At 66.8% G+C, this 23,607-nt stretch carries 18 protein-coding genes, 2 tRNA genes and 1 pseudogene; 16 read left to right on the forward strand and 5 right to left on the reverse strand.

All coding sequences use genetic code 11. The features are described 5' to 3' along the window. Nucleotides 1-92: 92 nt before the first annotated feature. Both gltX and AC1D14_RS01930 read left to right on the forward strand, forming a co-directional pair. A complete protein-coding gene (gltX, locus tag AC1D14_RS01925; protein WP_230116838.1) occupies nt 93-1,628 on the forward strand; it encodes a glutamate--tRNA ligase in 1,536 nt (511 codons plus the stop codon). A gap of 35 nt (nt 1,629-1,663) precedes the next feature. Then, nucleotides 1,664-2,389 carry an HAD family hydrolase gene (locus AC1D14_RS01930; protein ID WP_230116837.1) on the forward strand — a complete coding sequence of 242 codons (726 nt, stop codon included), beginning with the start codon at nt 1,664-1,666 and terminating at the stop codon, nt 2,387-2,389. On the opposite strand, the gene AC1D14_RS01935 is transcribed toward AC1D14_RS01930, so the two are convergent. After that, a complete protein-coding gene (locus tag AC1D14_RS01935; protein WP_476967980.1) occupies nt 2,386-3,879 on the reverse strand; it encodes a hypothetical protein in 1,494 nt (497 codons plus the stop codon). The genes AC1D14_RS01930 and AC1D14_RS01935 overlap by 4 nt on opposite strands. Nucleotides 3,880-4,225: 346 nt before the next feature. On the opposite strand from AC1D14_RS01935, the gene AC1D14_RS01940 reads away from it, so the two are divergent. From AC1D14_RS01940 to AC1D14_RS01955, 4 genes are all read left to right on the forward strand, one after another. Beyond that, nucleotides 4,226-4,297, forward strand: a tRNA-Gln gene (locus tag AC1D14_RS01940). Between the two features lie 128 nt (nt 4,298-4,425). After that, nucleotides 4,426-4,501 (forward strand) — tRNA-Glu (locus AC1D14_RS01945). Nucleotides 4,502-4,638: 137 nt separating this feature from the next. Then, nucleotides 4,639-6,432, forward strand: a complete 1,794-nt coding sequence (locus tag AC1D14_RS01950; RefSeq protein WP_476967981.1) for a dynamin family protein — start codon at nt 4,639-4,641, stop codon at nt 6,430-6,432. Continuing rightward, nucleotides 6,429-8,042, forward strand: coding sequence for a GTPase (locus AC1D14_RS01955; protein WP_230116834.1), 1,614 nt, complete (start codon nt 6,429-6,431; stop codon nt 8,040-8,042). The genes AC1D14_RS01950 and AC1D14_RS01955 overlap by 4 nt, the downstream gene beginning before the upstream one ends. 19 nt (nt 8,043-8,061) lie before the next feature. On the opposite strand, the gene AC1D14_RS01960 is transcribed toward AC1D14_RS01955, so the two are convergent. From AC1D14_RS01960 to AC1D14_RS01970, 3 genes and pseudogenes are all read right to left on the reverse strand, one after another. Further along, on the reverse strand, nt 8,062-8,628 hold the full coding sequence (locus AC1D14_RS01960) for a DUF1697 domain-containing protein (protein ID WP_230116833.1): 567 nt from the start codon (nt 8,626-8,628) through the stop codon (nt 8,062-8,064). 106 nt (nt 8,629-8,734) lie between these two features. Further along, nucleotides 8,735-10,284: pseudogene (locus AC1D14_RS01965) on the reverse strand (HNH endonuclease). A gap of 157 nt (nt 10,285-10,441) precedes the next feature. Beyond that, nucleotides 10,442-11,161: an IclR family transcriptional regulator gene (locus AC1D14_RS01970; RefSeq protein ID WP_043420062.1), complete on the reverse strand. Its 720-nt coding sequence runs from the start codon at nt 11,159-11,161 to the stop codon at nt 10,442-10,444. A 111-nt stretch (nt 11,162-11,272) separates the two neighbouring features. Here AC1D14_RS01970 and leuC point away from each other — a divergent pair, with 111 nt between their 5' ends. From leuC to AC1D14_RS02000, 6 genes are all read left to right on the forward strand, one after another. Next, nucleotides 11,273-12,730, forward strand: a complete 1,458-nt coding sequence (leuC, locus tag AC1D14_RS01975) for a 3-isopropylmalate dehydratase large subunit (protein WP_230116832.1) — start codon at nt 11,273-11,275, stop codon at nt 12,728-12,730. Nucleotides 12,731-12,739: 9 nt separating this feature from the next. Beyond that, nucleotides 12,740-13,342: a 3-isopropylmalate dehydratase small subunit gene (gene leuD / locus AC1D14_RS01980; protein WP_230116831.1), complete on the forward strand. Its 603-nt coding sequence runs from the start codon at nt 12,740-12,742 to the stop codon at nt 13,340-13,342. Between the two features lie 248 nt (nt 13,343-13,590). Continuing rightward, nucleotides 13,591-14,916, forward strand: coding sequence for a UDP-N-acetylglucosamine 1-carboxyvinyltransferase (murA, locus tag AC1D14_RS01985; protein WP_230116830.1), 1,326 nt, complete (start codon nt 13,591-13,593; stop codon nt 14,914-14,916). A gap of 9 nt (nt 14,917-14,925) precedes the next feature. Continuing rightward, nucleotides 14,926-15,672, forward strand: a complete 747-nt coding sequence (locus AC1D14_RS01990) for a lysophospholipid acyltransferase family protein (RefSeq protein ID WP_230116829.1) — start codon at nt 14,926-14,928, stop codon at nt 15,670-15,672. Then, the gene (locus AC1D14_RS01995) at nt 15,669-16,721 is read left to right on the forward strand and encodes an NAD(P)H-dependent glycerol-3-phosphate dehydrogenase (RefSeq protein ID WP_476874761.1); all 1,053 of its coding nucleotides are present in this window, start codon (nt 15,669-15,671) and stop codon (nt 16,719-16,721) included. The genes AC1D14_RS01990 and AC1D14_RS01995 overlap by 4 nt, the downstream gene beginning before the upstream one ends. A 2-nt stretch (nt 16,722-16,723) precedes the next feature. Beyond that, on the forward strand, nt 16,724-17,869 hold the full coding sequence (locus AC1D14_RS02000; RefSeq protein ID WP_476967982.1) for a D-alanine--D-alanine ligase family protein: 1,146 nt from the start codon (nt 16,724-16,726) through the stop codon (nt 17,867-17,869). Nucleotides 17,870-17,935: 66 nt separating this feature from the next. On the opposite strand, the gene AC1D14_RS02005 is transcribed toward AC1D14_RS02000, so the two are convergent. Then, complete coding sequence (locus AC1D14_RS02005) at nt 17,936-18,484, reverse strand: DUF3515 family protein (protein WP_476967983.1); 549 nt, start codon at nt 18,482-18,484, stop codon at nt 17,936-17,938. Between the two features lie 100 nt (nt 18,485-18,584). On the opposite strand from AC1D14_RS02005, the gene thiL reads away from it, so the two are divergent. From thiL to rsmD, 4 genes are read left to right on the forward strand one after another with little or no spacing between them, the layout of a single operon-like run. Then, complete coding sequence (thiL, locus tag AC1D14_RS02010; protein WP_476967984.1) at nt 18,585-19,610, forward strand: thiamine-phosphate kinase; 1,026 nt, start codon at nt 18,585-18,587, stop codon at nt 19,608-19,610. Between the two features lie 22 nt (nt 19,611-19,632). Continuing rightward, nucleotides 19,633-20,649, forward strand: coding sequence for a DAK2 domain-containing protein (locus AC1D14_RS02015; protein WP_476967985.1), 1,017 nt, complete (start codon nt 19,633-19,635; stop codon nt 20,647-20,649). 34 nt (nt 20,650-20,683) lie between these two features. Next, entirely contained in the window at nt 20,684-22,939 is a 2,256-nt protein-coding gene (locus AC1D14_RS02020; RefSeq protein WP_476874765.1) for an ATP-dependent DNA helicase RecG, read from the forward strand. Between the two features lie 60 nt (nt 22,940-22,999). Continuing rightward, nucleotides 23,000-23,605: a 16S rRNA (guanine(966)-N(2))-methyltransferase RsmD gene (gene rsmD / locus AC1D14_RS02025; RefSeq protein ID WP_230116823.1), complete on the forward strand. Its 606-nt coding sequence runs from the start codon at nt 23,000-23,002 to the stop codon at nt 23,603-23,605. Nucleotides 23,606-23,607: the final 2 nt, after the last annotated feature.

Raw genomic sequence — 23,607 nt, forward strand, 5'->3', positions numbered from 1 at the left:
CCACGGTGCGGCCGTCCGTTTTCGTAGCGGATGTGCGCACCGGAGCCTGCGTCGAAATCCGTGATCGGGCAGGCGGTAAAGTTGGAGTCACTATGACTACTCCTTCTGCGCCCAACGCCGTCCCCGGCTCTGCCCCCCTCGAAGTCACGCGTGAAGTCACTGCCGACACCCCCGTCCGCGTCCGGTTCTGCCCGTCACCCACCGGCACCCCGCACGTCGGCCTGATCCGCACGGCCCTCTTTAACTGGGCCCACGCCCGGCACACCAAGGGCACATTCGTGTTCCGCATCGAGGACACGGACGCCGCGCGCGACTCGGAGGAGAGCTACCAGCAGCTGCTGGAGGCCCTGAAGTGGCTCGGCATCTCCTGGGAAGAAGGCGTGGAAGTCGGGGGTCCGCACGAGCCCTACCGCCAGTCGCAGCGTCTGGACCTCTACAAGGACGTCGTGGCCAAGCTGATCGACGCCGGATACGCCTACGAGTGCTACTCCTCGCCGGAGGAGGTCGAAGCCCGCCACCGGGCAGCCGGCCGCGATCCCAAGCTGGGCTATGACAACTTCGACCGTGAGCTCTCCGAGGAGCAGCTGGCGGCGTTCCAGGCCGAGGGCCGCAAGCCCGTGCTCCGCGTCCGGATGCCGGATGAGGACGTCACCTTCACCGACATGGTCCGTGGCGAGATCACCTTCAAGGCCGGCAGCATTCCGGACTATGTCATTGTCCGCGCCGACGGTTCCCCGCTGTACACGCTGGTCAACCCGGTCGACGACGCCCTGATGGGCATCACGCACGTCCTCCGCGGTGAGGACCTGCTGTCCTCCACGCCCCGTCAGGTGGTGCTGATCCGCGCGCTCATGGACATCGGCGTCGCCAGCTACATGCCGGTCTTCGGCCACCTTCCGTACGTCATGGGAGAGGGCAACAAGAAGCTCTCCAAGCGCGATCCGCAGTCCAACCTGTTCCTGCTCCGGGACCGTGGCTTCATCCCCGAAGGCCTGCTGAACTACCTCTCGCTGCTGGGCTGGAGCCTGTCCGCCGACGAGGACATCTTCACGGTGGAGCAGCTGATCGAGCACTTCGACGTCAACGACGTACTCGCCAACCCGGCCCGCTTCGACATCAAGAAGGCCGAAGCCATCAACGGCACGCATATCCGCATGCTCGACCCGGAGGACTTCCGCGGACGCCTGGTCCCGTACCTCAGGGCCTCTGGATTCGTCGGGGAGAGCCTGAGTGAACGGCAGGAGGAGATCCTCGCCGAGGCTGCCCCGCTGATCCAGGAGCGCATCTCCCTGCTGGGTGAAGCTCCGGAAATGCTCGCCTTCCTGTTCAAGAAGGACGACGCGATCGACGTCGCGGACGACGCCCGCAAGGGACTGCCCCAGAACCTCCAGGAGGTTCTCGACGCTGCCGTGGCGGCGCTCGAGCCCATCGACGACTGGAACGCTGAGAACATCCAGACCGCCTTGAAGCAGGCCCTCGTGGAGGACCTTGGCATCAAGCCGAGGCTGGCATTCGGGCCAGTGCGCACGGCCATCTCCGGGCGCAGAATCTCACCGCCGCTGTTCGAGTCCATGGTGATCCTGGGCAAGGAATCGTCGCTGGCGCGGCTGCGCGCCTTCCGCGGCTGATGTCCCGGCCGGCGGCCGTGGAAGCGACCGAATCCATGCAGCGAGCCGTCCTGGACCGCCGGTTCGGCGCGGTGGGAGGCGTTCTTTTCGACATCGACGACACCCTGGTTGACCTGGGCTTCGCCATGACCACCGCGCTGCGCGATGTCAGCGAACATCTCCTGCCCGGCCTGGACCAGGCCGGGTGGGAGAAGTTCGGCAGGATCTTCACCCACGAAACCACGCACTACTACGACCGCTACCTGGCCGGCGAACTGACCTTCAATGAGCAGCGGCTGCTCCGGGGCCGGGCGGCGCTGGGCCATTTCGGCGTCGACCTGGGCGAAGGTGAGGAATCCCGCAACTGGCTCAGTTCCTATTCGCGCCTGCAGCCCAGCTACGTCAGGGCGTTCGAGGACGTCGTACCCCTCCTGGATGCGCTGGACGCTGCCGGCATACCCTACGGGGCGGTGAGCAACAACGTGCATGACTACCAGCGCGTCAAGCTCGACAGTGCCGGGCTTGAACGGATCCGCGTTCTGGTGGGCACAGATACCGTGGGGGTGCCCAAGCCGGATCCGGCAATCTACCTGGAGGGCGTGCGGCTTCTGGACAGCTCCGCGGACAGCACGCTGTATGTCGGGGACAACCGCCTGCTCGACGCTGAAGGATCGACGGCGGCAGGACTGCTGGGCGTGTGGCTGAACCGCACCGGGGAGGCCGCCCCGGGCTTTCAGGGGCACGAGGTCGGCACCCTGCTGGAGCTGCTGGCCAGGGACTAAGGGCTCTCCTGCAACGGCAGGCTGTTTCGCGCCGGGTTTCGGAACGCCCGGTTTCGGAGCGCCTGGATTCGCAGTCCCCGGTTCCTCAGGATGAGGTAGGCAGCGACCGAGCCGAGGCTAAGGACTCCCACCAGCGCCACGGCCATCGCGGCATCGGACTGGCCAACATGGTTCGACGGCGAAACCGCGGCGATGGCCGAGTGGAGCGTGCCCGTGCCTTCGGCGATCCGGGCGTTGCCATCGGCGAGCTTGGCCGCTCCGCTGGCAAGCCGGGTGGAGCCGGCTGCAAGCCTGGTGTTGCCGTCCGAGAGCTTCGAGGCCCCGGCAGCGAGTGCCCTGGACCCGCTGAGCAACCCCTGGCTGCCGGGATTTGCGGGGTCGCCTTTGATGCCGGCGTTGAGCGCCGAGGTTCCCGCGGCGAGCCGCGAGCTTCCCTGCGTGATCCTGGCGGTGGCTTTGAGCAACCCCGGATGGGCAGGGTCTCCCGGCACACCGTCCATCCCGACTCGGAGCTTGGCCGTTCCTTCCGCGAGGAGACGGGTGCCCATCACGACGCCGGGGTTGTTCGGATCCGTGCTGTTCAGCCTGCCTGCCAGCGTGCTGAACCCAGCGGTCAGCTTTCCCGTTCCGGCGTGAAGCTGCCCTGCCCCCGCATCCAGACGTGCCGCGCCGGCGTTGAGCTGTTCCGCGCCTGCCTGCAGCTGCGAGGCTCCGGCGTCCAGCTTCTGTGCCCCCGCCCGGATCTTGGCGATCTTGTCCTTGACCACAGACAACGGAACCAGCCCCTGGACGGGATCCGACGCCGCGGACTCCAGCAGCTCCAAGGCCTGTGCCAGCGCCGCCGTTCCGGTACCTGCCGCGGGATCGTTGTTCGCACCCCGGTAGCCCTTGAGTTGCACGGTGCCGGCCTCCAACTTGTCCGTGCCGGCAGCAAGTTCACCGGTTCCCGCCGCCAGCTGCCCTGCACCGCCGTCAAGCCTGGTGGCGCCGTCGGCCAGGTTATTCGGGGCATTCCCCGCCGGGGTCTGCGTCAGGGCTGCGGACAACTGCACGGATCCGGCCGCAAGCTTGTGGGCACCGTCATCCACCTTGTAGACGCCAGGGGCGAGCTTGTTGTTGACATCCGTTTCGATCTTGACGGCACCTGCGGCGAGCTGGCCGACACCGGTTTCGAGCCTGTTGGCCCCCGGCGCCAGTTTGCCGCTGATGCCGGTGTAGATCTTTTCCGCGCCCTCAGAAAGTTTGACGGACCCTGCATTGGCCTGTCCGGCACCGCCGGAAAGCCTGCCAGCACCCGCTTTCAGCTGCTCCGCGCCGGCTGACGCCCTTTCTGCCCCGTCCTGCAACCTGGCCGAACCGTCTGCGACGCGTCCCGTCACGACGGTGTAGAACCCCAGCAGCGCCATGAGCAGAAGCGCCAGCATGGCGACGGCAAGCTGTTGGGCCCGGGTTCGGGTTTTGCTGGGCATGGTGGCACGGCTCTGTGGCACGGATAATTCCTCTCGACGGGTTTCCGGCGGCGGCTTTGCTGCCGGGCACTCCCGGGGCTGTGATGCAGCTAACAATCAAAAAAGGTTGCAACTCGGCCAGCATGGGGGCGGGGGAGCGGCTGTTACTCGGCGGTAACTTACCGAGCGTAAACTTATTTTCCCCGGCTTGGCAAGGATTTTCCTGCCACGGAGGTCCCGGTGCCACCGAAACGGGCCGCTTAGCGCCGTTCTTGGAGGGTCCGTCCGCTCGATTTGTGCCGGGCAAAACTCTCGGGTAAAGTAATTACTCGTGCTGAGGCGCTCGGAGCGCAGGATTGGTCCTGCTGAACCGGCCCGAAAGTTCCATTGGGATATGGTGTAATTGGCAACACTACGGTTTCTGGTACCGTCATTCTAGGTTCGAGTCCTGGTATCCCAGCTCTGAAAAATCCGCGGTGTTCCGCAGATTTTCGGGAGTTTCAAAGAGAATCGTCAATTTGAAACACAAGCCGAGTGTATGAAAGAATCACTTGGCTGGCCGGCAGAAATGCTGGTTGGAAAGTACGCGGCCCCATCGTATAGCGGCCTAGTACGCTGCCCTCTCACGGCGGTAACGCGGGTTCGAATCCCGCTGGGGTCACCAATGATCAGGCTCCGGGCAGCAGCCCGGGGCCTGATCTGTTTAACCGGCCCCATGTGCCTGGCGGATCGATTTGACTGGCCGGCTGCGCTCCGGCCATGCCTGACCCGCAAAATTCCCCAAACTGGCATGATGATGCTGTGACCTCCTTCACCGAGCCTCCGCGGCCTGACAGGCCGCCCCAGAGCCAGAAGCCAGTAGAGCAGTCAGCTGGCGCGGTCGCGCTCCTGGAGTCCGTTCACAGCGACCTGGCTTCAGTATCGCTGCCGCTGGCGCTTCCCGGCGTGGAGCAGGCAAGGTTGGAGATCCGCAATTCGGTAGCCCAACTCGATGACTACATCCTCCCGCGGTACCGGAGCCTCGACGCTCCGCTGCTGGCCGTCGTCGGAGGTTCTACCGGTGCGGGCAAATCTACCCTCGTGAACGCGTTCGTTGGCCACCCCGTCACGCGTGCCGGAGCCATCCGCCCCACTACACGCCAGCCCATACTCCTGCACCACCCCGGAGATGCTGCCTGGTTTGAGGACCAGCGCGTTTTGCCAAGCCTTAGCCGCATCCGGGGCTCGGTGGTCTCCACCCAGGTGCCTGCCAATCAGGCCGGTCCCACGCCGGACGCAGCCTCGATCTCGTCGCTGGTCCTGGTGGGAGACCCCGCCGTGCCGCAGGGAATTGCGCTCCTGGACGCGCCGGACATCGATTCCATCTCAGATGACAACCGTAAGCTGGCCAACCAGTTGCTGGCGGCGGCCGACCTCTGGATTTTTGTGACCACCGCCAACCGCTATGCAGATGCAGTCCCTTGGAAGCTGCTGCTCAACGCAGCGTCGCGGGACATCATGGTCGCCGTGGTCCTCGACCGGGTCCCCCCGGCGGCCGAGGCCGAGGTCAGCCAAGACCTGCTCGCCATGCTTGCCCGGGAGGGGCTCGGCGAAGCCGGACTGTTCGTCATTCCGGAAGTTTCCCTGGACCGGTTCGGCATGCTGCCCGCGGCCGCCGTTGAACCGCTCAAGACGTGGCTTGGAAATCTCGCCGCCGACGCCGCCGGGCGGGCAGAGATTGCCCGACGCACGCTCAACGGAACCGTCCAGGCCCTGGGCCAGCGCGTCCACCGCGTGGCTGAGGCCTCGGGGGAACAGAGCCGCGCCGCGGAGATTCTCCGCGACGACGCCCGGGCCGCCTACAAGGACGCTGTGACCCGGATCCTCAACGCCACGAAGGACGGCGCGCTCCTGCGCGGTGAGGTGCTGGCCCGCTGGCAGGACTTCGTGGGCACGGGAGAGTTCTTCCGGAGCCTGGAGCAGAACATCGGACGGTTCCGGGACCGCATGGGGGCATTTTTCCGCGGTGAACCAGCTCCGGCCATCAAGGTGGAAACCGCCATCGAAACGGGGCTGCAGGCAGTCATCGTCGATGAAGCCGCCAACGCGGCGGAGGACACGGACCAGCGCTGGCGCTCGGATCCTTCGGGGCGACAGTTGCTGGGCACGGACGACCTCTCCGGAACCAGCCCCGGGTTTGCAGCCGAGGTGGCCGCGGAAATCCGGGCCTGGCAGGAGAGTCTGATGGAACTGATCCGGACCGAGGGCCAGGGCAAGCGGACGCAGGCCAGGTGGCTGTCGTTCGGCATCAACGGCCTCGGCGCCGCGCTGATGATTGTGGTCTTTTCCATGACTGCAGGCCTGACCGGACTTGAGATCGGCGTGGCGGGCGGGACCGCCGTCGTCGGTCAGAGGCTGCTTGAGGCCTTCTTCGGCGAGGACGCCGTACGCCGTCTCGCCCAGACCGCCCGAGAAGATCTCCACTCCCGCTGCCAGACGTTGCTGCAGGGTGAACAGCAGCGCTTCCTGGACCGGCTGGCATTTGACGGCGGCGCATCGGCCGAAGTACTTGCCGGCCATGCCCGGTCTTTGGCCCGGCTGGCGGGCGCCGCATGAGCCGCCACAGCGTGGTCAAGGAAGCAACGCAGCTCCAAAGCCGCCTTGAAGCATTGAACAATGCCCGCGAGCTGGCCCAAGGGGTCCTGCCGGCTGAGGCGTTGGATGAGGCGTTCCAGGTCCTGGAGCGCGCCAGTTCGCGGCGGTCACTTTCCGCCGACCATACCGTCGTGGGATTTTTTGGGGCAACGGGAAGCGGTAAGTCAACCCTTTTCAATGCCGTCCACGGGGCAGAAATCGCGACGGCGGCCGCCCGCCGGCCCACTACCTCGGAACCTTTGGCGAGTGTCTGGGGAGCGGACGGCAGCGAGACGCTGCTTGACTGGCTGGAGGTGCGCCAGCGCCATCACGCTGTGCCAGTGGAGGGATTCGCGGACGAATCAAGCGGGCTCATACTTCTTGACCTGCCGGACTTCGATTCGACGAGGGCCGCAAACCGCGAGACCGTGCAGCGGCTGGTGGGTATGGTTGACGTCCTGGTGTGGGTGCTGGATCCGCAAAAGTACGCCGACGCCGCCGTCCACAATGACTTTCTGGCCCCGTTGGCGTCACACGGCGCCGTGACCCTTGTGGTGCTGAACCAGATCGACCGGCTCCCCGACGCCGATGTGCAGCCGGTCCTGGAGTCGCTCAGGGGCATCCTCGTCCGCGACGGGCTCGGCAAGGTCCAGGTTCTGGGGGCTTCGGCCCTTACCGGGGCCGGGGTGGACAAAGTCCGGGCGGCGATCGGCCACGTGGCGGCGCAGCGGGCGGCCCTGTCACTGAGGCTCTCCGCGGATGTCTCAAGGGCGTCCGCACGGCTGCAGGATGCGTCCGGGACCGGCGAGGCAGCCGGCGTGAAGGGCGGATCGAAGGCGCGGCTGGCGGAGGAGTTGGCGATCGCGGCCAACGTCCCGCTGGTCGTCGATGCCGTAGGCCGCTCATACCGGCAAGAGTCCACCCGGCGCACAGGCTGGCCGGTGACAAGGTGGCTGGTCCGGTTCCGGCCGGACCCGCTCCGGCGCCTGAACCTGCGCCGCGGTACCAGTGCCGAGGTGAACAGGACCTCGCTGCCTCCCGCAGGTGCCCCGGAACGGGCCAGAACGGACGCCGCGGTCCGTGACTTTGCCGACGCCGCGAGCGACGGCGCACCGGGCCCGTGGCGGGCGTCGATCCGGAACGCAGCCCGGCAGGGGAGGGACAGGCTCCCGGATGCTTTGGACCAGGCCATCGCCGGTGCCGACTTGAGAGCGGGACGGAGATCCTGGTGGTGGGGCGTTTTCAACGTGGTCCAGTGGCTGGCGCTGCTGACGGCCGTGGGCGGACTGGGGTGGCTTGGCCTGCTCGCGGTCCTCGGCTATTTGCAGTTGCCGATCCCGGAGGTGCCCCGCGTGGAGGGCTGGCCTATTCCCACCCTCATGATTGCCGGCGGCGCGGCGCTGGGCATCCTCCTGGCGATCACCGCGAAATTCATTACCGCCGGCGCGGCCCGTGCCCGGGCGGCGTCAGCGCGCAAGCGCCTCAAAGCAGCCGTAGTGCAGGTCGCGGCGAAACATGTGGTGGAGCCCGTGGAAACCGAAATCAGCCGGCTAAAGGCCTTCAACGCAGCGGTCAGGGCCGCCAGCAGATGACCCGACGCCAGGGTGGCTTTTAGGCCCCGGCGTCCTGGAGTGCGGCTGCAGCATCCCGGACCTTGACCATGGTGCGGAGGTTGCGGGTTGTGGTGGAAACCTTGTACTTCGGCTTGGCCGTCAGCTTGCTGAAGGGGCTGTCCAGGGTACCGCCCGCCGGTGCCAGCCAGGCCAGGGCCTCCGGGCCCAGCCTCTCCTGCTCCACGCCGACCCCTTCGCCGCCGCCCAGTGCCTCCGCGGCGGCGACCAGCTCGTCCAGTGCGGCGGTATCCGAGGTCAGGGTGAGGTACGTGTGGGTGGTTTTGTCGTCCGCCGGATAGCGACAGGCTGCAACCAGTTCGGCAACACGGGAGGACGTCAGCACCACAACCCAGGCGTCATAGCCGAAGGATTGCCTCAGTGCCGCCTCGAATTCCTTTTTGACGGCTCCGGGAGCAAGGTCACTGGCCAGCACGACGTTGCCGCTGGCCAGTAGCGTCTTCACACCGGTGAATGGGGACGCCTTCAGGGCTTCCTTGAGGTCCGCCATCTTGATGTTGATGCCGCCCACGTTGATGCCGCGAAGGAACACTGCGTAGCTGGTCATGCGCTCACAATACTGCCGGTTGTGGCTGACAGGGGCGTGCGCCGCCGGTGGTCCTATTCTGCGACGCCGGTATGCCCGCCGCAGGCTTGTTGGTTGCGCGAATTGATCAGGCGGGTTTGGCTGACTTTTCGGGGCAGCTGGTTCCGGACGGCGTGGTTCCGGGCAGCGGAGGTGCCGTGGAGTGATAGCTGTGGCCGGTGGGGGTCCGGAGTTCGATCGTGTGCCGGGGACCGGGGCTGGGTTGGGCTTTCCATCCTGGGAGTTCTTTGGTGTGGTTGCAGGCTTCGCACAGCCCGGCCCCGTTTCCGAGGCTGGTGGTCCCGCCGGTGTGCCACGGTACGACATGGTCATGGTGGCGGATCGGCGCGTCGCAAAAGGGGGTGCGGCAGGTGTCATCGCGGGCCTGGATGAAGCGCCGCAGCCCCGGCGGGAACATGCGCGCCCGCGTATCCATGCCGACAAGGTCGCCCGTCCCGGGGGCGGTGTAGAGCCGGCGGAGCCAGACATCGAAAACTGCACTGTGCCCAGAGTCCGCCCGCCGGCCCGGGTCTAGGCCGTCACCCGTTGTGGGATCGTCCTCCCGACCGCGCCCTGGCTGGCCCAGTTGTTGCCCTTGGCCCCGGGTGAGGAGGTTGCGGGCCCAGCCGGCGGGGACGGTGCCGTACCCGGGAAGGCGGGCTGGTTCGCTGTTGCCCTGGAGGAGGGAGCGGTCGGTCATGATCAGCTGGATCTCGATGCCGGTGATGCCTCCGGGGGTGCCGGTGGTGCGTTCTACCAGGGCGTCGGCCATGATCTGGCCACGTGACCGGCCGTCGCCGTCGGAGCGGAGGGTGTCGGCACGCCGGCTGAGCGCGGCGTGCACGGCGACGCCCTGCGCGACGGGCAGCAGGTAGGTCATGGTGTCCGGTGCCGGGCGGAGGCGCACGTTCGTCGTCGACGGCGCACCGGTCGGTATTGGACAGGCATGCCGTTTTCTTTGACGAGCAGGGTGGCGCGCCATTCGTTGAGCTGGCCGCTGTCCAGGGCGGCCAGGGTGTGCGGCATCTCGGTCACGAGTGCCTTCGCGAAGCCGAGCAGCCGGCTGCCCCGGTTGGGGGATTCGCGGCGGGCGAGGGCGATCTCCGCGGCCACGCCCTGGCCCCATTCCGCGGCCGGGGCCCCTGCCCGGGCGTGGCCCCGGCGCTGGGCGGCATCAAAGGCCACGGCAATCCGGACCTGCAGCCCGGCGATGACGCATTTGAGGTCTTCCAGGCCTGCCAGCTGATCGATCAGCCTGGCACTGTCCGCGCTGAGACGCAGCGAACCCGCCGCCGCGATCAGGTCCTGCACGCTGGCACAGCTCGAAGCGGAGCTGGACGCAACGGTATTCGAGCCGGCGGTGTCCGACTCGGCGTCGTCTTCAAACGCGGCCCCGGCAAAGGCAGGGTCTGCAGATGAGGCATCGGGAAAAGGATCCTCTGGAAAGGTGGCGTCTGGAAACCCGTCGTCAGGGAAAGGGTCGAGTGGAAACGCGTCGAAGGGAAAAACAGCGTCCGGGAACCCGGCGTCCGGGAACCCGGCGTCCGGGAAATCGGCGCCGGGAAAATCGCCCCGGGGAAGAGCGCAGCCGCATGGCAGCGCTGCCTTCGTCAGGTGCGATTCCCCATCTCCATCCATAAACACAGTCTGCCAAGGGGCACGGACAATTTAGGGTCGGGGCCGGTACCAGCTAAGAGAGTTTCCAATAGCTGGCCAAGCCCCACGAGCGCCGTGCTGTTCCGAGGGCAGGAAGCCTGCGATATCCGGCCCAAGGTGGACTAACCCGGCACTCGCCCTAGTCGTTGTTCTTGCGGAGCGCTTCCGTCAGGACCCGGGCTGCGTTGCAGACCACCTCGGCGTGCAGGCGGCCGGGCTGGCGGGTGAGCCGCTCGATGGGGCCGGAGATGGAGACGGCGGCGATTACACGGCCGGAGGGACCGCGGACGGGCGCCGAAACCGAGGCGACTCCCGGCTCCCGTTCACCGAGGCTCTGACCCCAGCCCCGCCGTCGTACTCCCGCCAAAACGGTGGGCGTAAATCGCGCAGACTGGAGTCCTTCCAGCAGGCGGTCATGGTCCTCCCATGCGAGCAGGACCTGGGCGGCGGAACCCGCCTTCATGGACAGCTGAGTGCCAACAGGGATGGTGTCGCGGAGGCCGATGGGCCGCTCGGCAGAGGCGACGCAGACGCGCCAGTCGCCCTGGCGGCGGAAGATCTGGGCGCTTTCGCCCGTGGCGTCTCGCAGCTGCATCAGGACCGGACCCGCTGAGGCGATGAGCCGGTCCTCGCCGGCGGCCGAGGCAAGCTCCACGAGGCGGCTGCCGAGAACAAACCGGCCCTGGATGTCGCGGCTTACCAGGCGGTGGTGAACCAGCGCCAATGCGAGCCGGTGCACGGTGGGCCTTGCCAGTCCCGTGGCAGCAACGAGCTGTGCCAGAGTCGTGGGTCCGGCCTCGAGCGCGTCAAGCACCTGGGCCGCTTTATCAATGACACCGACTCCACTAGAATTGTCCATGTAATGATATTGCCGTCTCATTATCTGAGATGCAAATCTTTTGACTGGCTTATTGCACGGCTCTGCTGCTTCAGTGGAAGTAACAGCCAACAGCAGTGAAGGGAGATGGCCATGGCAAACACATTGGCCGAGAAAGTCTGGGACGCGCACGTGGTGCGCAAAGGCGACGGCGACGGCGCCAACGCCCAGCCGGACCTTCTGTACATCGACCTTCACCTCGTCCACGAGGTGACGTCCCCGCAGGCCTTTGAAGGGCTCCGCCTGGCCGGCCGCAAGCTGCGCCGCCCGGACCTCACCATCGCCACGGAGGACCACAACACTCCCACGCTGGACATCGACAAGCCAATTGCCGACCTCACGAGCCGGACGCAGATCCAGACGCTGCGCAACAACTGCCAAGAGTTCGGGGTGCGCCTGCACTCTCTGGGCGACGCCGAACAGGGCATCGTGCACGTGGTGGGTCCCCAGCTTGGCCTGACCCAGCCCGGCATGACCGTGGTCTGCGGCGATTCGCACACCTCAACCCACGGCGCCTTCGGCGCGCTGGCCATGGGCATCGGCACGTCCGAGGTGGAGCACGTCATGGCCACCCAGACCCTGTCCCTGAAGCCGTTCAAGACCATGGCCATCAATGTCGAGGGCACCCTCCGTCCCGGCGTCACAGCCAAGGACATCATCCTTGCAGTGATCGCCAAGATCGGCACCGGCGGTGGCCAGGGCTACGTCCTGGAGTACCGCGGATCGGCCATCCGGGCACTGTCCATGGAAGCGCGGATGACCATCTGCAACATGTCCATCGAGGCAGGGGCGCGCGCCGGCCTGGTCGCTCCGGACGAAACCACCTACGCATACATGAAGGGCCGCCCGCACGCACCGGAAGGTGCCGACTGGGATGCCGCCGTCGCATACTGGTCCACCCTGCGCAGCGACGATGACGCCGTCTTCGATGCCCAGGTGGACCTCAACGCCGACACGCTCGAGCCGTTCGTCACCTGGGGCACCAACCCCGGCCAGGGCGTCCCGCTGTCGGACAAGGTCCCTTCCCCCAACGACTTCGGCGATGAGAACGCCAAGGCGGCAGCCGAACGTGCGCTGCAGTACATGGGCCTGGAGGCAGGGACACGCATGAAGGACATCCGGGTGGACACGGTCTTCCTGGGTTCCTGCACGAACTCCCGCATCGAGGACCTCCGGGCCGCGGCTGACATCATCCGCGGCCGCGAGAAGGATCCCAAGGTCCGCATGCTCGTGGTGCCGGGCTCGGCCCGCGTCCGTCTGGAAGCGGAAGCCGAGGGCCTGGACCGGGTGTTCAAGGATTTCGGTGCAGAATGGCGCTTCGCCGGATGTTCCATGTGCCTGGGCATGAACCCGGACCAGCTTGAGCCGGGGGAGCGCTGCGCATCCACGTCCAACCGCAACTTTGAAGGGCGCCAGGGCAAAGGCGGACGAACCCACCTGGTGTCGCCTGTGGTGGCAGCTGCCACGGCAGTGCGCGGAACGCTGAGCTCGCCGTCGGACCTCGATCCGGCCCCGGAATCCGCCGCCCTCCAGACGACCGACGCAGCCTAGGAAGGCCCCATGGAAAAGTTCACCACCCACACCGGAATCGGCGTCCCGCTGCGCCAGAGCAATGTTGACACCGACCAGATCATTCCGGCGGTCTACCTCAAGCGGATCACCCGCACGGGCTTCGAGGATGCACTGTTTTCGGCCTGGCGGAAAGACCCGGCGTTCATCCTGAACCAGGCACCCTTCAACGCCGGCTCCGTGCTGGTGGCCGGGCCCGACTTCGGGACCGGCTCCTCCCGCGAGCACGCAGTCTGGGCGCTCAAGGACTACGGCTTCAAGACCGTGCTGTCCTCCCGGTTCGCCGATATCTTCCGCGGCAACTCGGGCAAGCAGGGACTCCTGGCTGCCGAACTGGCGCAAGATGACATCGAACTGATCTGGAAGGCACTCGAGAACGCCCCCGGCACCGAGGTGACCGTGGACCTCGTGTCCAAGACCGTCATCTGCGGGAACGTGGTTGCTCCATTCTCGATCGACGATTACACGCGGTGGCGCCTGCTCGAGGGCTTCGACGACATCGGCCTGACGCTGCAGCACGAGGAAGACATCACCACCTACGAGGCCACCCGGCCGGCCTTCAAGCCGAAGACCCTGCCGGCCAGGCTTTCGTAGGTCCTGTTACCCAGTCGGAGGCCCGTCGCACGAATCTGCGGCGGGCCTTTCCGTTGCCGGGCCCATACGGGTGAATACTGTATTGAGCCCCCTGTGGATCCACTCCCTGGCCCCGCAGTGCCCGGCCGCAGGTCCCGCGGAGACGGCTTTCACAAGGGGCCGTATTTCGGTTCGGTAACGCAAGCTCATATGCTTAGCTGGTGCCTTTGTAAGGATTTGGGGACGAGTAGTCGTGAGGAAACCGGTAAATGAGTAGTGTTCTGACAATCCGCGGAGGCGTCCCGCTAACTGGCCGTGTCAAGGTCCGCGGTGCAAAGAACCTTGTGCCCAAGGCCATGGTGGCGGCGCTGCTGGGCAATGAGCCTTCGGTGCTCCGGAACGTTCCGGAAATCAAGGACGTCGAGGTTGTCACCAGCCTGCTCCAGCTCCACGGGGTCACCGTGGAGAAGGATCCCGTGACCGGTGATCTCACCCTGGATCCGAAGGACGCCAAGACGGCGCCGAGCACGGCCATTGACGCCCACGCCGGTGACTCACGCATCCCGATCCTGCTGTGCGGCCCCCTGATCCACGCCATCGGTGAGGCTTTCATCCCCGATCTCGGCGGCTGCAAGATCGGCGACCGCCCGATCGACTACCACCTGAACGTGCTGCGCCAGTTCGGCGCCGTCGTGGAGAAGCGCCCGGGCGGCATCCACATCTCCGCGCCCAAGGGACTCCACGGCGCCAAAATCTCCCTGCCGTACCCCTCAGTGGGCGCTACGGAGCAGGTCCTCCTGAGTGCCACGCGCGCCGAAGGCATCACCGAACTCTCCGGCGCGGCTACCGAGCCCGAGATCGTGGACCTCATCGCTGTGCTGCAGAAGATGGGCGCCATCATCAGCGTCCAGACGGACCGCACCATCCGCATTGAAGGTGTCCGGGACCTGGGCGGCTACAACCACCGGGCACTCTCTGACCGCAACGAATCTGCGTCCTGGGCTTCCGCTGCTCTGGTCACCCGCGGCGACATCTTCGTTGAAGGCGCTTCCCAGCGCGACATGATGACCTTCCTGAACACCTTCCGCAAGGTGGGCGGCGGCATGGACATCGGCGACGACGGCATCCGGTTCTACCACCGCGGCGGCAAGCTGAGCCCGCTGGTGCTCGAAACCGACGTCCACCCGGGCTTCATGACGGACTGGCAGCAGCCGCTTGTTGTCGCACTGACGCAGGCCGAGGGCGTTTCGATCGTGCACGAGACCGTGTACGAGAACCGATTCGGCTTCACCGACGCCCTGATCCGGATGGGAGCCAGCATCCAGGTCCACCGGGAATGCCTGGGCAGCGTCCCGTGCCGTTTCGGGCAGCGGAACTTCCTCCACTCAGCCGTCATCTCCGGCCCGACGCAGCTCAAGGGCACCGACATCGATGTTCCGGACCTGCGGGGCGGCTTCAGCCACCTCATCGCAGCCCTGGCCGCCACCGGCACGTCCCGGGTGACGGGTATGGACATCATTAACCGCGGCTATGAGCGCTTCAATGAAAAGCTCGCAGGCCTGGGCGCCGATTTCGACATCACTGCTGCGAAGTAGCGTGCCCCTGTGAAGGAATCGGCCAAGAGCCACATCACGTTCGTGATCATCGCCGGGATTGCGCGGCCCCTCCTGACACTGATGATGAACAAGAAATGGGAAGGCACAGAAAAACTTCCCGCCGGCGGTTTCATTGCGGCACCCAACCACTGCACCGAGATCGATCCGCTGGTCGTCGGGCACATGCTTTACAACCAGAAGCGCGCCCCGCACTTCCTCGCCAAGGCAGGCCTCTTCAAGGTGCCGGTCCTCGGTAAGCTGCTCCACGCCGTCAAGCAGATTCCGGTGGAACGCTCGACGGCGGGTGCCAACCGCTCCCTGCAGCTCGCCCAGGAGATCGTGGCAGAGGGCGGGGCGATTGTCATCTACCCGGAGGGCACGCTGACGCGGGATCCGGACCTCTGGCCCATGAAGGGCCACACGGGCGCTGCCCGGCTTGCACTCGAAGGAGGTATCCCCGTCGTGCCCATGGCCCACTGGGGCGCCCACGAGGTCTTCCCCCGGTATGCCAAGCGTTTCCATCTTTTTCCGCGGAAAACTTCCAGGATCCTGATTGGCGATCCCGTGGATCTTTCGCGCTTCGAGGGCCGGCCCAGGGACAAAGCCACCCTGACGGAGGCCACCGAGGCCATCATGGATGCAGTCACCGGCCTTCTGGCTGAACTCCGCGCTGAGCAGCCCCCCGCCAAACGCTGGGACCCCGCTGCGCACAACCAGACGAAGCACGGCCGCGACGTGGAGCGGGGCGGACAATGACGCCTGAGCGGGCCCGGCCCGGTGCCGCGGTGTCGGTGGCGGTCCTCGGCGCAGGCTCGTGGGGAACCACGTTCGCCAAGATCCTCGCCGACGCCGCCACAGCCTCGGGCGTCGACCGCCGCATCCGCCTTTGGGGCCGGCGCGCGGAAGTCGTAGAGCAAATTAACCGGTACCACCGCAACCCGCAATACCTCGCCGACGTCGAACTCCCGCCGAGCATCACGGCGTCCACCGACGTGGCCGAGGTGCTCGCCGGAGCAGACCTCGTGGTCCTCGCCGTTCCGGCGCAGTCGCTGCGCCTGCAGCTGCGCGAATGGAAGCCCCTGCTGGAGGCGGACGCCCTGGTGGTGTCCCTCATGAAGGGCCTCGAACTCAGCACCGACGCCCGCATGAGCGAAGTCATCGGCCAGGAGCTGGATATCCCCGCCAACCGCATTGCCGTGGTGTCCGGGCCCAATCTGGCCATGGAAATCGCCCGGGAGGAACCCACGGCCTCGGTCGTGGCGTGTCCCGACTCCGCGGTCGCCGGCTGGATCGCCAGGAGCTGCACCTCCCCGTATTTCCGCCCTTACACCACCTCGGACATTGTGGGCGTCGAGATCGGCGGCATCGTCAAGAACGTCATAGCCCTGGCGGTGGGAATCTGCGAGGGCAAACAGATGGGCGATAACACCAAAGCGTCGGTGATCACCAGAGGACTTGCGGAGACCTCCCGCCTGGCTCTGGCTCTGGGCGGCGAAGCACAAACCATGGCGGGACTCGCCGGGTTGGGGGACCTCGTGGCCACCTGCTCGTCGCCGCTGTCCCGGAACCACACTGCCGGCCGGCTTCTCGGCCAGGGACTCACCCTGGATGAAGTCGCCGAAAAGATGACCCAGACGGCCGAGGGCATCAAGTCCGGGCAGGCTGTCCATGAACTTGCCGGTAAGCTCGGCGTCGAGATGCCCATCACGGCAGCCGTCGTCGCCGTGCTGGCCGGAAAATTGTCCGTTGACCAACTGGGGCCGCTACTGCTGGCCCGGGAACTTAAATCCGAAGGCGATTACTGACAGTGTCGGAAGAAAACTTGACCGCAGCGGACAACGCCCAGACGAGCAGGCCCCGCGTTGCGGTGCTCTTCGGCGGGCGTTCGAGTGAACACGCCGTCAGCTGCGTCACGGCAGCCGGGGTGCTGGGCGCAATCGACCGCAACAAATACGACGTCATTCCCATCGGGATTGCCAAGTCCGGGCAGTGGGTTCTTGCCGCGGGGGACACCGGGCAGTGGTCACTTTCGTCGACCTCCCTGCCAGAGGTTGCGCCGTCGTCCCAGACCGTGACACTCGCCGAAATCGGCGGGGAGCACCAGCTTATCGTGGCCTCGCCCAACGAGGTGCCGCAGGAACTCGGCACGGTGGACGTGGTTTTCCCGCTGTTGCACGGTCCGTTCGGCGAGGACGGAACCATCCAGGGCCTCCTGGAGCTTTCCGACACGCGATACGTAGGTGCCGGGGTACTGGCGTCCGCCGTGGGCATGGACAAGCATTTCATGAAGGTGGTCTTCGAGGCCGCCGGACTGCAGGTTGGCCCCTACATCGCTGTGACGGACCGGCAGTGGCGCAACGATCCCGAATCGGTGCGGAAGCGTGTCGACCTGCTCGGTTACCCCGTGTTCGTCAAGCCCGCCCGCGCCGGATCCTCCATGGGTATCTCAAAGGTGGATCGCCTTGAGGACCTCGACGCGGCCATCGAGGCCGCCCGTGAACACGACCCCAAGCTCGTCATCGAGGCCGGCATCGTCGGCAGGGAAATCGAGTGCGCCGTGCTGGAAGGCCGGGGCTTCGCTGCACCGCGGACGTCCCTGCCTGGAGAAATTTCCGTGGCCGCCGGTGACCATGAGTTTTACGACTTCAACGCCAAGTACGTGGATGACGCCGCCGCACTGAGCTGCCCCGCGGCTATGCCCGAGGAGGCTATAGCCCGGGTGCGGGAGCTCGCCGCCGTGGCATTCGACGCAGTCGGGGCCGAGGGCCTTAGCCGGGTCGACTTCTTCTACACCGCCGACGGCGCGCTCATCATCAACGAGATCAACACCATGCCTGGATTCACGCCGAAGAGCATGTATCCGCAGATGTGGGCCGCCTCGGGGCTGAGCTACGCGGAGCTGATCGACGAACTCATCTATCTGGCGCTGAAGCGCAAAACCGGTCTCCGCTAGGACGCGCCGCTGGCCGGGCCCGTCCGGCCCCGGGGTTTGACCACCTCTGGTCGAGCCTGTCGGGACCTACTTGCTGGTGGGCAGGTCCTGAAGGTCTTCCTGGCCAACGCAGTTGCGGCTTGCCTTGATTTTCCCGGCAGCCCCGGAGAGGTCGGCCAGCACAGTCGCCGAGCTGATCTTGTTCGGGTCCATCAGGATTTCCGTGGCCGGTTCGCGGCCGAAGGTGGTCAATGTCCACACGGGATCGCCCTCCTTGATGACCCAGTCGACGTCATTGACGCTGACACAGCGGTCCGTGGTGGGCCCGGGTACGTTGACTCCGCACCGCAGGATCACCTGGGAGGGATCACCCCATGCGGCCGTCGCCTGGCTGTTCGTCTTGCGGAGGCGTGCATCGCCGATGGCGTCCGGGAGTGCCACCATCATGGGAGCGCAGGCCGGGTTCGCGGCGTCGGCGGCGGGCGCAACATCGACGGCGGGGGAGCAGCCGCCCAGCGCAAGGGCGGCGGCTGAAGCCACGGCCAGGACTGACCAGATGCCGGGCCGGCTGGCCGGTCCGGGGACCCGAAGGTTTCGGGCTGTTCGGGCTGATCCAGGGGTGCGGCGGCAGTGCATGCGTTAACCCTATCCCGGAGTCAGGACCCGAATTGCCGTGAGGTCACCGGCGCCCCGCATGCCGGGAAACAATGTCGTCCCGTCGCGGTAGCGTAGTGGCGTGCCCCAATCACCACTGACTGTCGCCGAACTGTCCGAAGCCGAGTTGCTCACGCGGATCTTCCCGCGGCTGGAGCTGAACGCCGTGCACAGCGCGGCCGTTCTCCTGGGTCCTGGCGATGATGCCGCCATCGTTGCCGTGCCGGACGGCCGGACTGTCATCAGCATCGACACCCAGGTACAGGACCAGGATTTCCGGCTCCAGTGGAACAACGGCTACCGGACCACCGGCTACGACGTGGGGTGGAAGGCGGCAGCCCAGAACCTCAGCGACATCAATGCCATGGGCGCCACCGCAACCACGCTCGTGGTCAGCCTCACCATGCCGGCCGACACTCCGGTGGAATGGATCGAGGACCTGGCGGACGGGCTGGCCGCGGCCATCGGAAAGCTCGGGGCAGGATCATGCTCTGTCGCCGGAGGCGATTTGGGCCGCGGGGGCGAGCTGTCCGTCACTGTGGCGGTTCTCGGCACCCTCAGTGGAGGCCAGCCCGTACTCAGGTCCGGGGCAACGGCCGGCGACACTCTGGCCATTGCCGGCAAAGCCGGCTGCGCGGCTGCGGGGCTCGCACTCCTGGAGTCGAACCACCCTGTGGCATCGCTGGCCCCGGAACTGAGGCTGTTCCTGGATCTCCAGTGCCGCCCCGAGCCGCCCCTTGATGCCGGGCCAGGGGCGCGGACATCAGGAGCCACCGCCATGATGGACATTTCGGACGGGCTCGTGCGGGACGGCACCCGGCTCGCTGTTGCGAGCAACGTCGTGCTGGACCTTGATCCCGGGAAGCTGAAGCAGCTGGCCGCGTCACTGCGGCCGGCCGCCGCGCTCCTGGGGGCCGATCCGTTGGCGTGGGTGCTGGGCGGCGGAGAGGACCACGGCCTGCTTGCTACATTCCCCGCGAACATTCAGCTGCCTCCCGGGTTCACTGGGATAGGCTCAGTACAGGCCCGCGGTTCGAATGAAGCGGCGGGCGTTAAGATCGCGGGACGGCCCGCTGACTCCGTGGGATGGGATCACTTTGCAGACTAAGATTGCCGCCAACGCGCAAGCGATGAAGCGGTGGTTGGGCAAGGCCGAAACAGCCCTGGGGAACCACAGTGACCGCCTCAATGCGATCAACATCTTCCCGGTGGCCGACGGCGACACCGGCACCAACCTTTACCTGACAGTCCGGGCAGCGGCCCGTGCGCTTCAGGAGTCCCCGCCGGAAACGTCGCAGAGGGCCAGCATTCAGCTGGTCCCGGCCCAGAACGACGTCGGTGCGGTCCTCGCCAAAGCCGGGCAGGCCGCGATGGAGCAGGCCAGGGGAAACTCCGGCACACTGTTCTCGGTTTTCCTGTGCGCCGCCGCCGAGCCCTTGTCGGGGCACATGCGGCTCACCGCCACGTTGCTGGCCGCGGCCCTCAACCGGGCGCAGATCCGGGCCTGGTCGGCGCTCAGCGACCCTGTGCCCGGGACCATGCTGTCGGTCATGGAGGCAGCCGCCCGGGCAGCGGCCGCCGTCGACGCCGCCCAGAACGGGAATGACAGCAACCACGCCCTGGGCCTGGTGCTGGACGCCGCAGTTGAGGCAGCACTCGAGGCCGTCGTCCGCACCGAGGGCCAACTCGATGCCCTGCAGGCCGCCCACGTCGTGGACGCCGGCGGCGTGGGGATGCTGCTGATCCTTGACTGCCTGCGGTCGGCGGTACTCGGCGGGGAACTCCAGAGTGAACTGCTGGACGGCCTGCACGGCTACGACGTGCAGGACCCCCACATCCACGCGGACCTGCCGGATGACGACGGCGTGGAGGTCATGTGCACCATCAGCCTGTCGCCGCTGGACGCGGCCACTCTCAGGCAGCGCCTCGACGAGGTCGGGGATTCTGTGATCATGAGCCAGGTGGGGCCGTCTCCGGATCAGGAAGGCCGGTACCGCTGGCGGGTCCATGTGCACGTCTTGGAGCCAGGTCCCGCCCTGGAGATGATCGGTTCCCTCGGCGAGCCCACCGGCGTAACAGTCAGCGAGCTGGCACTGCCACGAGACCCCAACCCGGTGGAGGCTGATGTCCGGAGCCTCGAGGGTTGATGAAACACAGAGGGCCGATGAACGCAGAGGAAAGATGAACACCGAGCTTGAACTCGGCCTGGAGCGCCGGATGGGCAAACGCTCCGCAGCCGTCGTCGAAAAACACCTGGGGATCACCACGGTTGGCGGCCTGCTCAACTACTTTCCGCGCCGCTATCTGAGCCGGGGTGAGCTCACGCCCATCAGCGAGGTTCCCCTGGACGAGGAAGTGACACTCATCGCAAGGGTCGTCTCGAACAGCACCCGGCAGATGCGAGCCCGGCGCGGTTCCCTGACCGACGTCGTGATCTCCGACGACGCCGGTGCCGGCAACTCAGTCCGGTCTGCGGGGGCCGGCCTGCCGGGCACCCTGAAAGTCAGCTTCTTCAACGGCTTCCGGGCCAAAACCGAACTCCAGCCCGGCCGCCGGGCCATGTTCTCCGGAAAGGTGACCCGCTATGGCGGATCGCTGGGGCTGACCAACCCCGATTTCCTGTTGCTCGACGAGGACCCGGACACTCCGGGGATGGATCCGGAAAAACTGGCCGCCATGCCCATCCCGGTGTACCCGGCAACCGCGAAACTCACCAGCTGGTCAATCCAGAAGGTGATCGCGACGCTCCTGGACACCGTTGACCTGGATGACCTGCCGGACCCGCTGCCCGCAGGCATCTCTGCGCGCGAGAAGTTCCTGCCCGTCGCGGAGGCCTACCGCCTGATCCACGCGCCGCAGACCCCTGTGGACTGGCAGCGCGCCCGGGACCGCTTCCGGTACCAGGAGGCCCTGGTGCTCCAGTCTGCCCTTGCCCGGCGCCGCGCCCAGCTCGCCGCCGAGGAAGCAACAGCCCGCCGGCCCCTGCCCGACGGACTGCTGGCTGCCTTCGACCGCCAGCTGCCGTTCACCCTCACCGGCGGACAGGCCGCCGTGGGCAAGACGCTCTCCGGTGAGCTGTCACAGGACGGACCGATGAACAGGCTGCTGCAGGGCGAGGTGGGATCAGGCAAGACCATCGTGGCGTTGCGGGCCATGCTCCAGGTCGTCGACGCCGGGGGACAGGCTGCCCTGCTGGCACCCACGGAGGTCCTCGCAGCGCAGCACTTTGACTCCATCCGGCGGACGCTCGGGCCGCTGGCCGCCGACGGGCTGCTGGGCGGCCTGGGCGACCACACGGTCCAGGTCAGCCTGCTCACCGGTTCCATGCCCACCGCCGCCCGCAAGCAGGCGCTGCTCGACGCCGCCTCCGGCACCGCCGGCATCGTCATCGGCACCCACGCCCTGCTCAGCGACAACGTTTCCTTCTACGATCTCGGCCTCATCGTGGTGGATGAGCAGCACCGCTTCGGCGTGGAACAGCGCGACGCCCTGCGCGCGAAGGCGAGCAAGCCCCCACACCTGCTGGTCATGACCGCCACCCCCATCCCCAGGACGGTGGCCATGACCGTCTTCGGTGACCTCGAAACGTCCGTGCTGGACGAGCTGCCGGCAGGCAGGGCGCCCATCAGCACGCACGTGGTGGGCCTTGCGGAGAACCCCGGCTGGGCAGGCCGGATCTGGTCGAGGGCCCGGGAAGAGATTGACGCCGGGCACCAGGTCTATGTCGTGTGCCCCAAGATCGGAACGGACGACGACGGCGACTTCAGTCCCGGCGAAGCGGAACCCGGCGCCGGGGAACTGGAGGGGGACGGTGCCGCACGCGAGCTGGCCTCGGTGACAGGCGTCGTCGAACATCTCCGCGAGGAACCGGCCCTGGCGGGTGTGCCGCTGGCACCGCTGCACGGGCGCCAGGATCCCCTCGTGAAGTCAGAGACCATGGCCTCGTTCACGGCCAACGAGACCAAATTGCTGGTGTCCACCACCGTGATCGAAGTGGGTGTGGACGTGCACAACGCCACCCTGATGGTCATCCTCGACGCGGACAGGTTCGGCATTTCGCAGCTCCACCAGCTGCGCGGACGGGTGGGCCGCGGTGGGCTGCCGGGAACCTGCCTGCTCGTCACCACGCTTGAACCCGGCCACCCCAGCCGCCGCCGGCTGGATGCCGTGGCCGCCACCACAGACGGGTTCGTACTCTCCCAGGAGGACCTGAAACTGCGGCGCGAGGGCGACATCCTAGGCGCGTCCCAGTCCGGCGGCCGGTCAACGCTGAAACTGCTGAGAGTGCTGGAACACGAGGACATCATCGCCCGCGCCCGGCAGGACGCCCAGGACATCGTCGGCAGCGACCCGTCGCTCGCGGACCACCCGGCACTGGCGGAGGCCATCGACGATTACCTGAACCCCGAGAAGGAGGCGTTCCTTGAACGTGGCTAGCAGCACCGATGCGCTGGGACCCCAAGCAGCGGCACGCCGGGCGGAAGCGGGGCCGGCGGCATGAGCCGGATCGTGGCAGGGGCTGCGGGAGGAACGCCGCTGGTCAGCGTGCCGGGTTCGCTGACGCGTCCCACCACCGACCGCGTTAAGGAAGCCCTGTTCTCCCGGCTGGACGCCTTCGATGTGCTGGCTGGCTCCCGCGTGCTCGATCTGTACGCGGGCTCCGGCTCACTGGGCGTGGAGAGCGCCAGCAGGGGCGCCCAGGCTGTCGACCTCGTCGAATTTGCCGACCGGGCGAGCGCCGTGTGCCAGCGGAATGCGGACCTGATCAACGGTGTGCTGGGCCGGAAGACGGTCACCGTACACCGCTCGCGGGTTGAGTCGTTCCTGGAGCGGACGGCTGATGGAACCCGGTGGGATGTGGTTTTCCTGGACCCGCCGTACCCGCTGGACGAGCCGGCCCTGGCCGCAGTCCTCGGGAAACTGGCCCGCCACCTGGCGCCGGGCGCGGTGGTGGTGGTGGAAAGGTCGTCAAGGACGCCGGAGCCGTTCTGGCCTGCAGCCCTGGAACGCTTCGCGGAGAAGAAATACGGCGAAACCCGGCTGTGGTTCGCCGAGCCCGTCAGCGACCACCAGGTGGACGTCGTTCCGGAGGCAGAGGACTGAGC

Source organism: Arthrobacter sp. P1_B11 (assembly GCF_056406715.1).

What these genes read in the sequence shown, in the direction of transcription:
- AC1D14_RS01955 (WP_230116834.1), top strand. Translation starts at nt 6,429, where the DNA reads ATGAGCCGCCACAGCGTGGTCAAGGAAGCAACGCAGCTCCAAAGCCGC.
- leuC (WP_230116832.1), top strand. Translation starts at nt 11,273, where the DNA reads ATGGCAAACACATTGGCCGAGAAAGTCTGGGACGCGCACGTGGTGCGC.
- AC1D14_RS01970 (WP_043420062.1), bottom strand. Translation starts at nt 11,161, where the DNA reads ATGGACAATTCTAGTGGAGTCGGTGTCATTGATAAAGCGGCCCAGGTG.
- AC1D14_RS02005 (WP_476967983.1), bottom strand. Translation starts at nt 18,484, where the DNA reads ATGCACTGCCGCCGCACCCCTGGATCAGCCCGAACAGCCCGAAACCTT.
- AC1D14_RS01930 (WP_230116837.1), top strand. Translation starts at nt 1,664, where the DNA reads ATGCAGCGAGCCGTCCTGGACCGCCGGTTCGGCGCGGTGGGAGGCGTT.
- AC1D14_RS02020 (WP_476874765.1), top strand. Translation starts at nt 20,684, where the DNA reads ATGAACACCGAGCTTGAACTCGGCCTGGAGCGCCGGATGGGCAAACGC.
- AC1D14_RS01960 (WP_230116833.1), bottom strand. Translation starts at nt 8,628, where the DNA reads ATGACCAGCTACGCAGTGTTCCTTCGCGGCATCAACGTGGGCGGCATC.
- murA (WP_230116830.1), top strand. Translation starts at nt 13,591, where the DNA reads ATGAGTAGTGTTCTGACAATCCGCGGAGGCGTCCCGCTAACTGGCCGT.
- leuD (WP_230116831.1), top strand. Translation starts at nt 12,740, where the DNA reads ATGGAAAAGTTCACCACCCACACCGGAATCGGCGTCCCGCTGCGCCAG.
- AC1D14_RS02015 (WP_476967985.1), top strand. Translation starts at nt 19,633, where the DNA reads ATGAAGCGGTGGTTGGGCAAGGCCGAAACAGCCCTGGGGAACCACAGT.
- AC1D14_RS01995 (WP_476874761.1), top strand. Translation starts at nt 15,669, where the DNA reads ATGACGCCTGAGCGGGCCCGGCCCGGTGCCGCGGTGTCGGTGGCGGTC.
- rsmD (WP_230116823.1), top strand. Translation starts at nt 23,000, where the DNA reads ATGAGCCGGATCGTGGCAGGGGCTGCGGGAGGAACGCCGCTGGTCAGC.
- gltX (WP_230116838.1), top strand. Translation starts at nt 93, where the DNA reads ATGACTACTCCTTCTGCGCCCAACGCCGTCCCCGGCTCTGCCCCCCTC.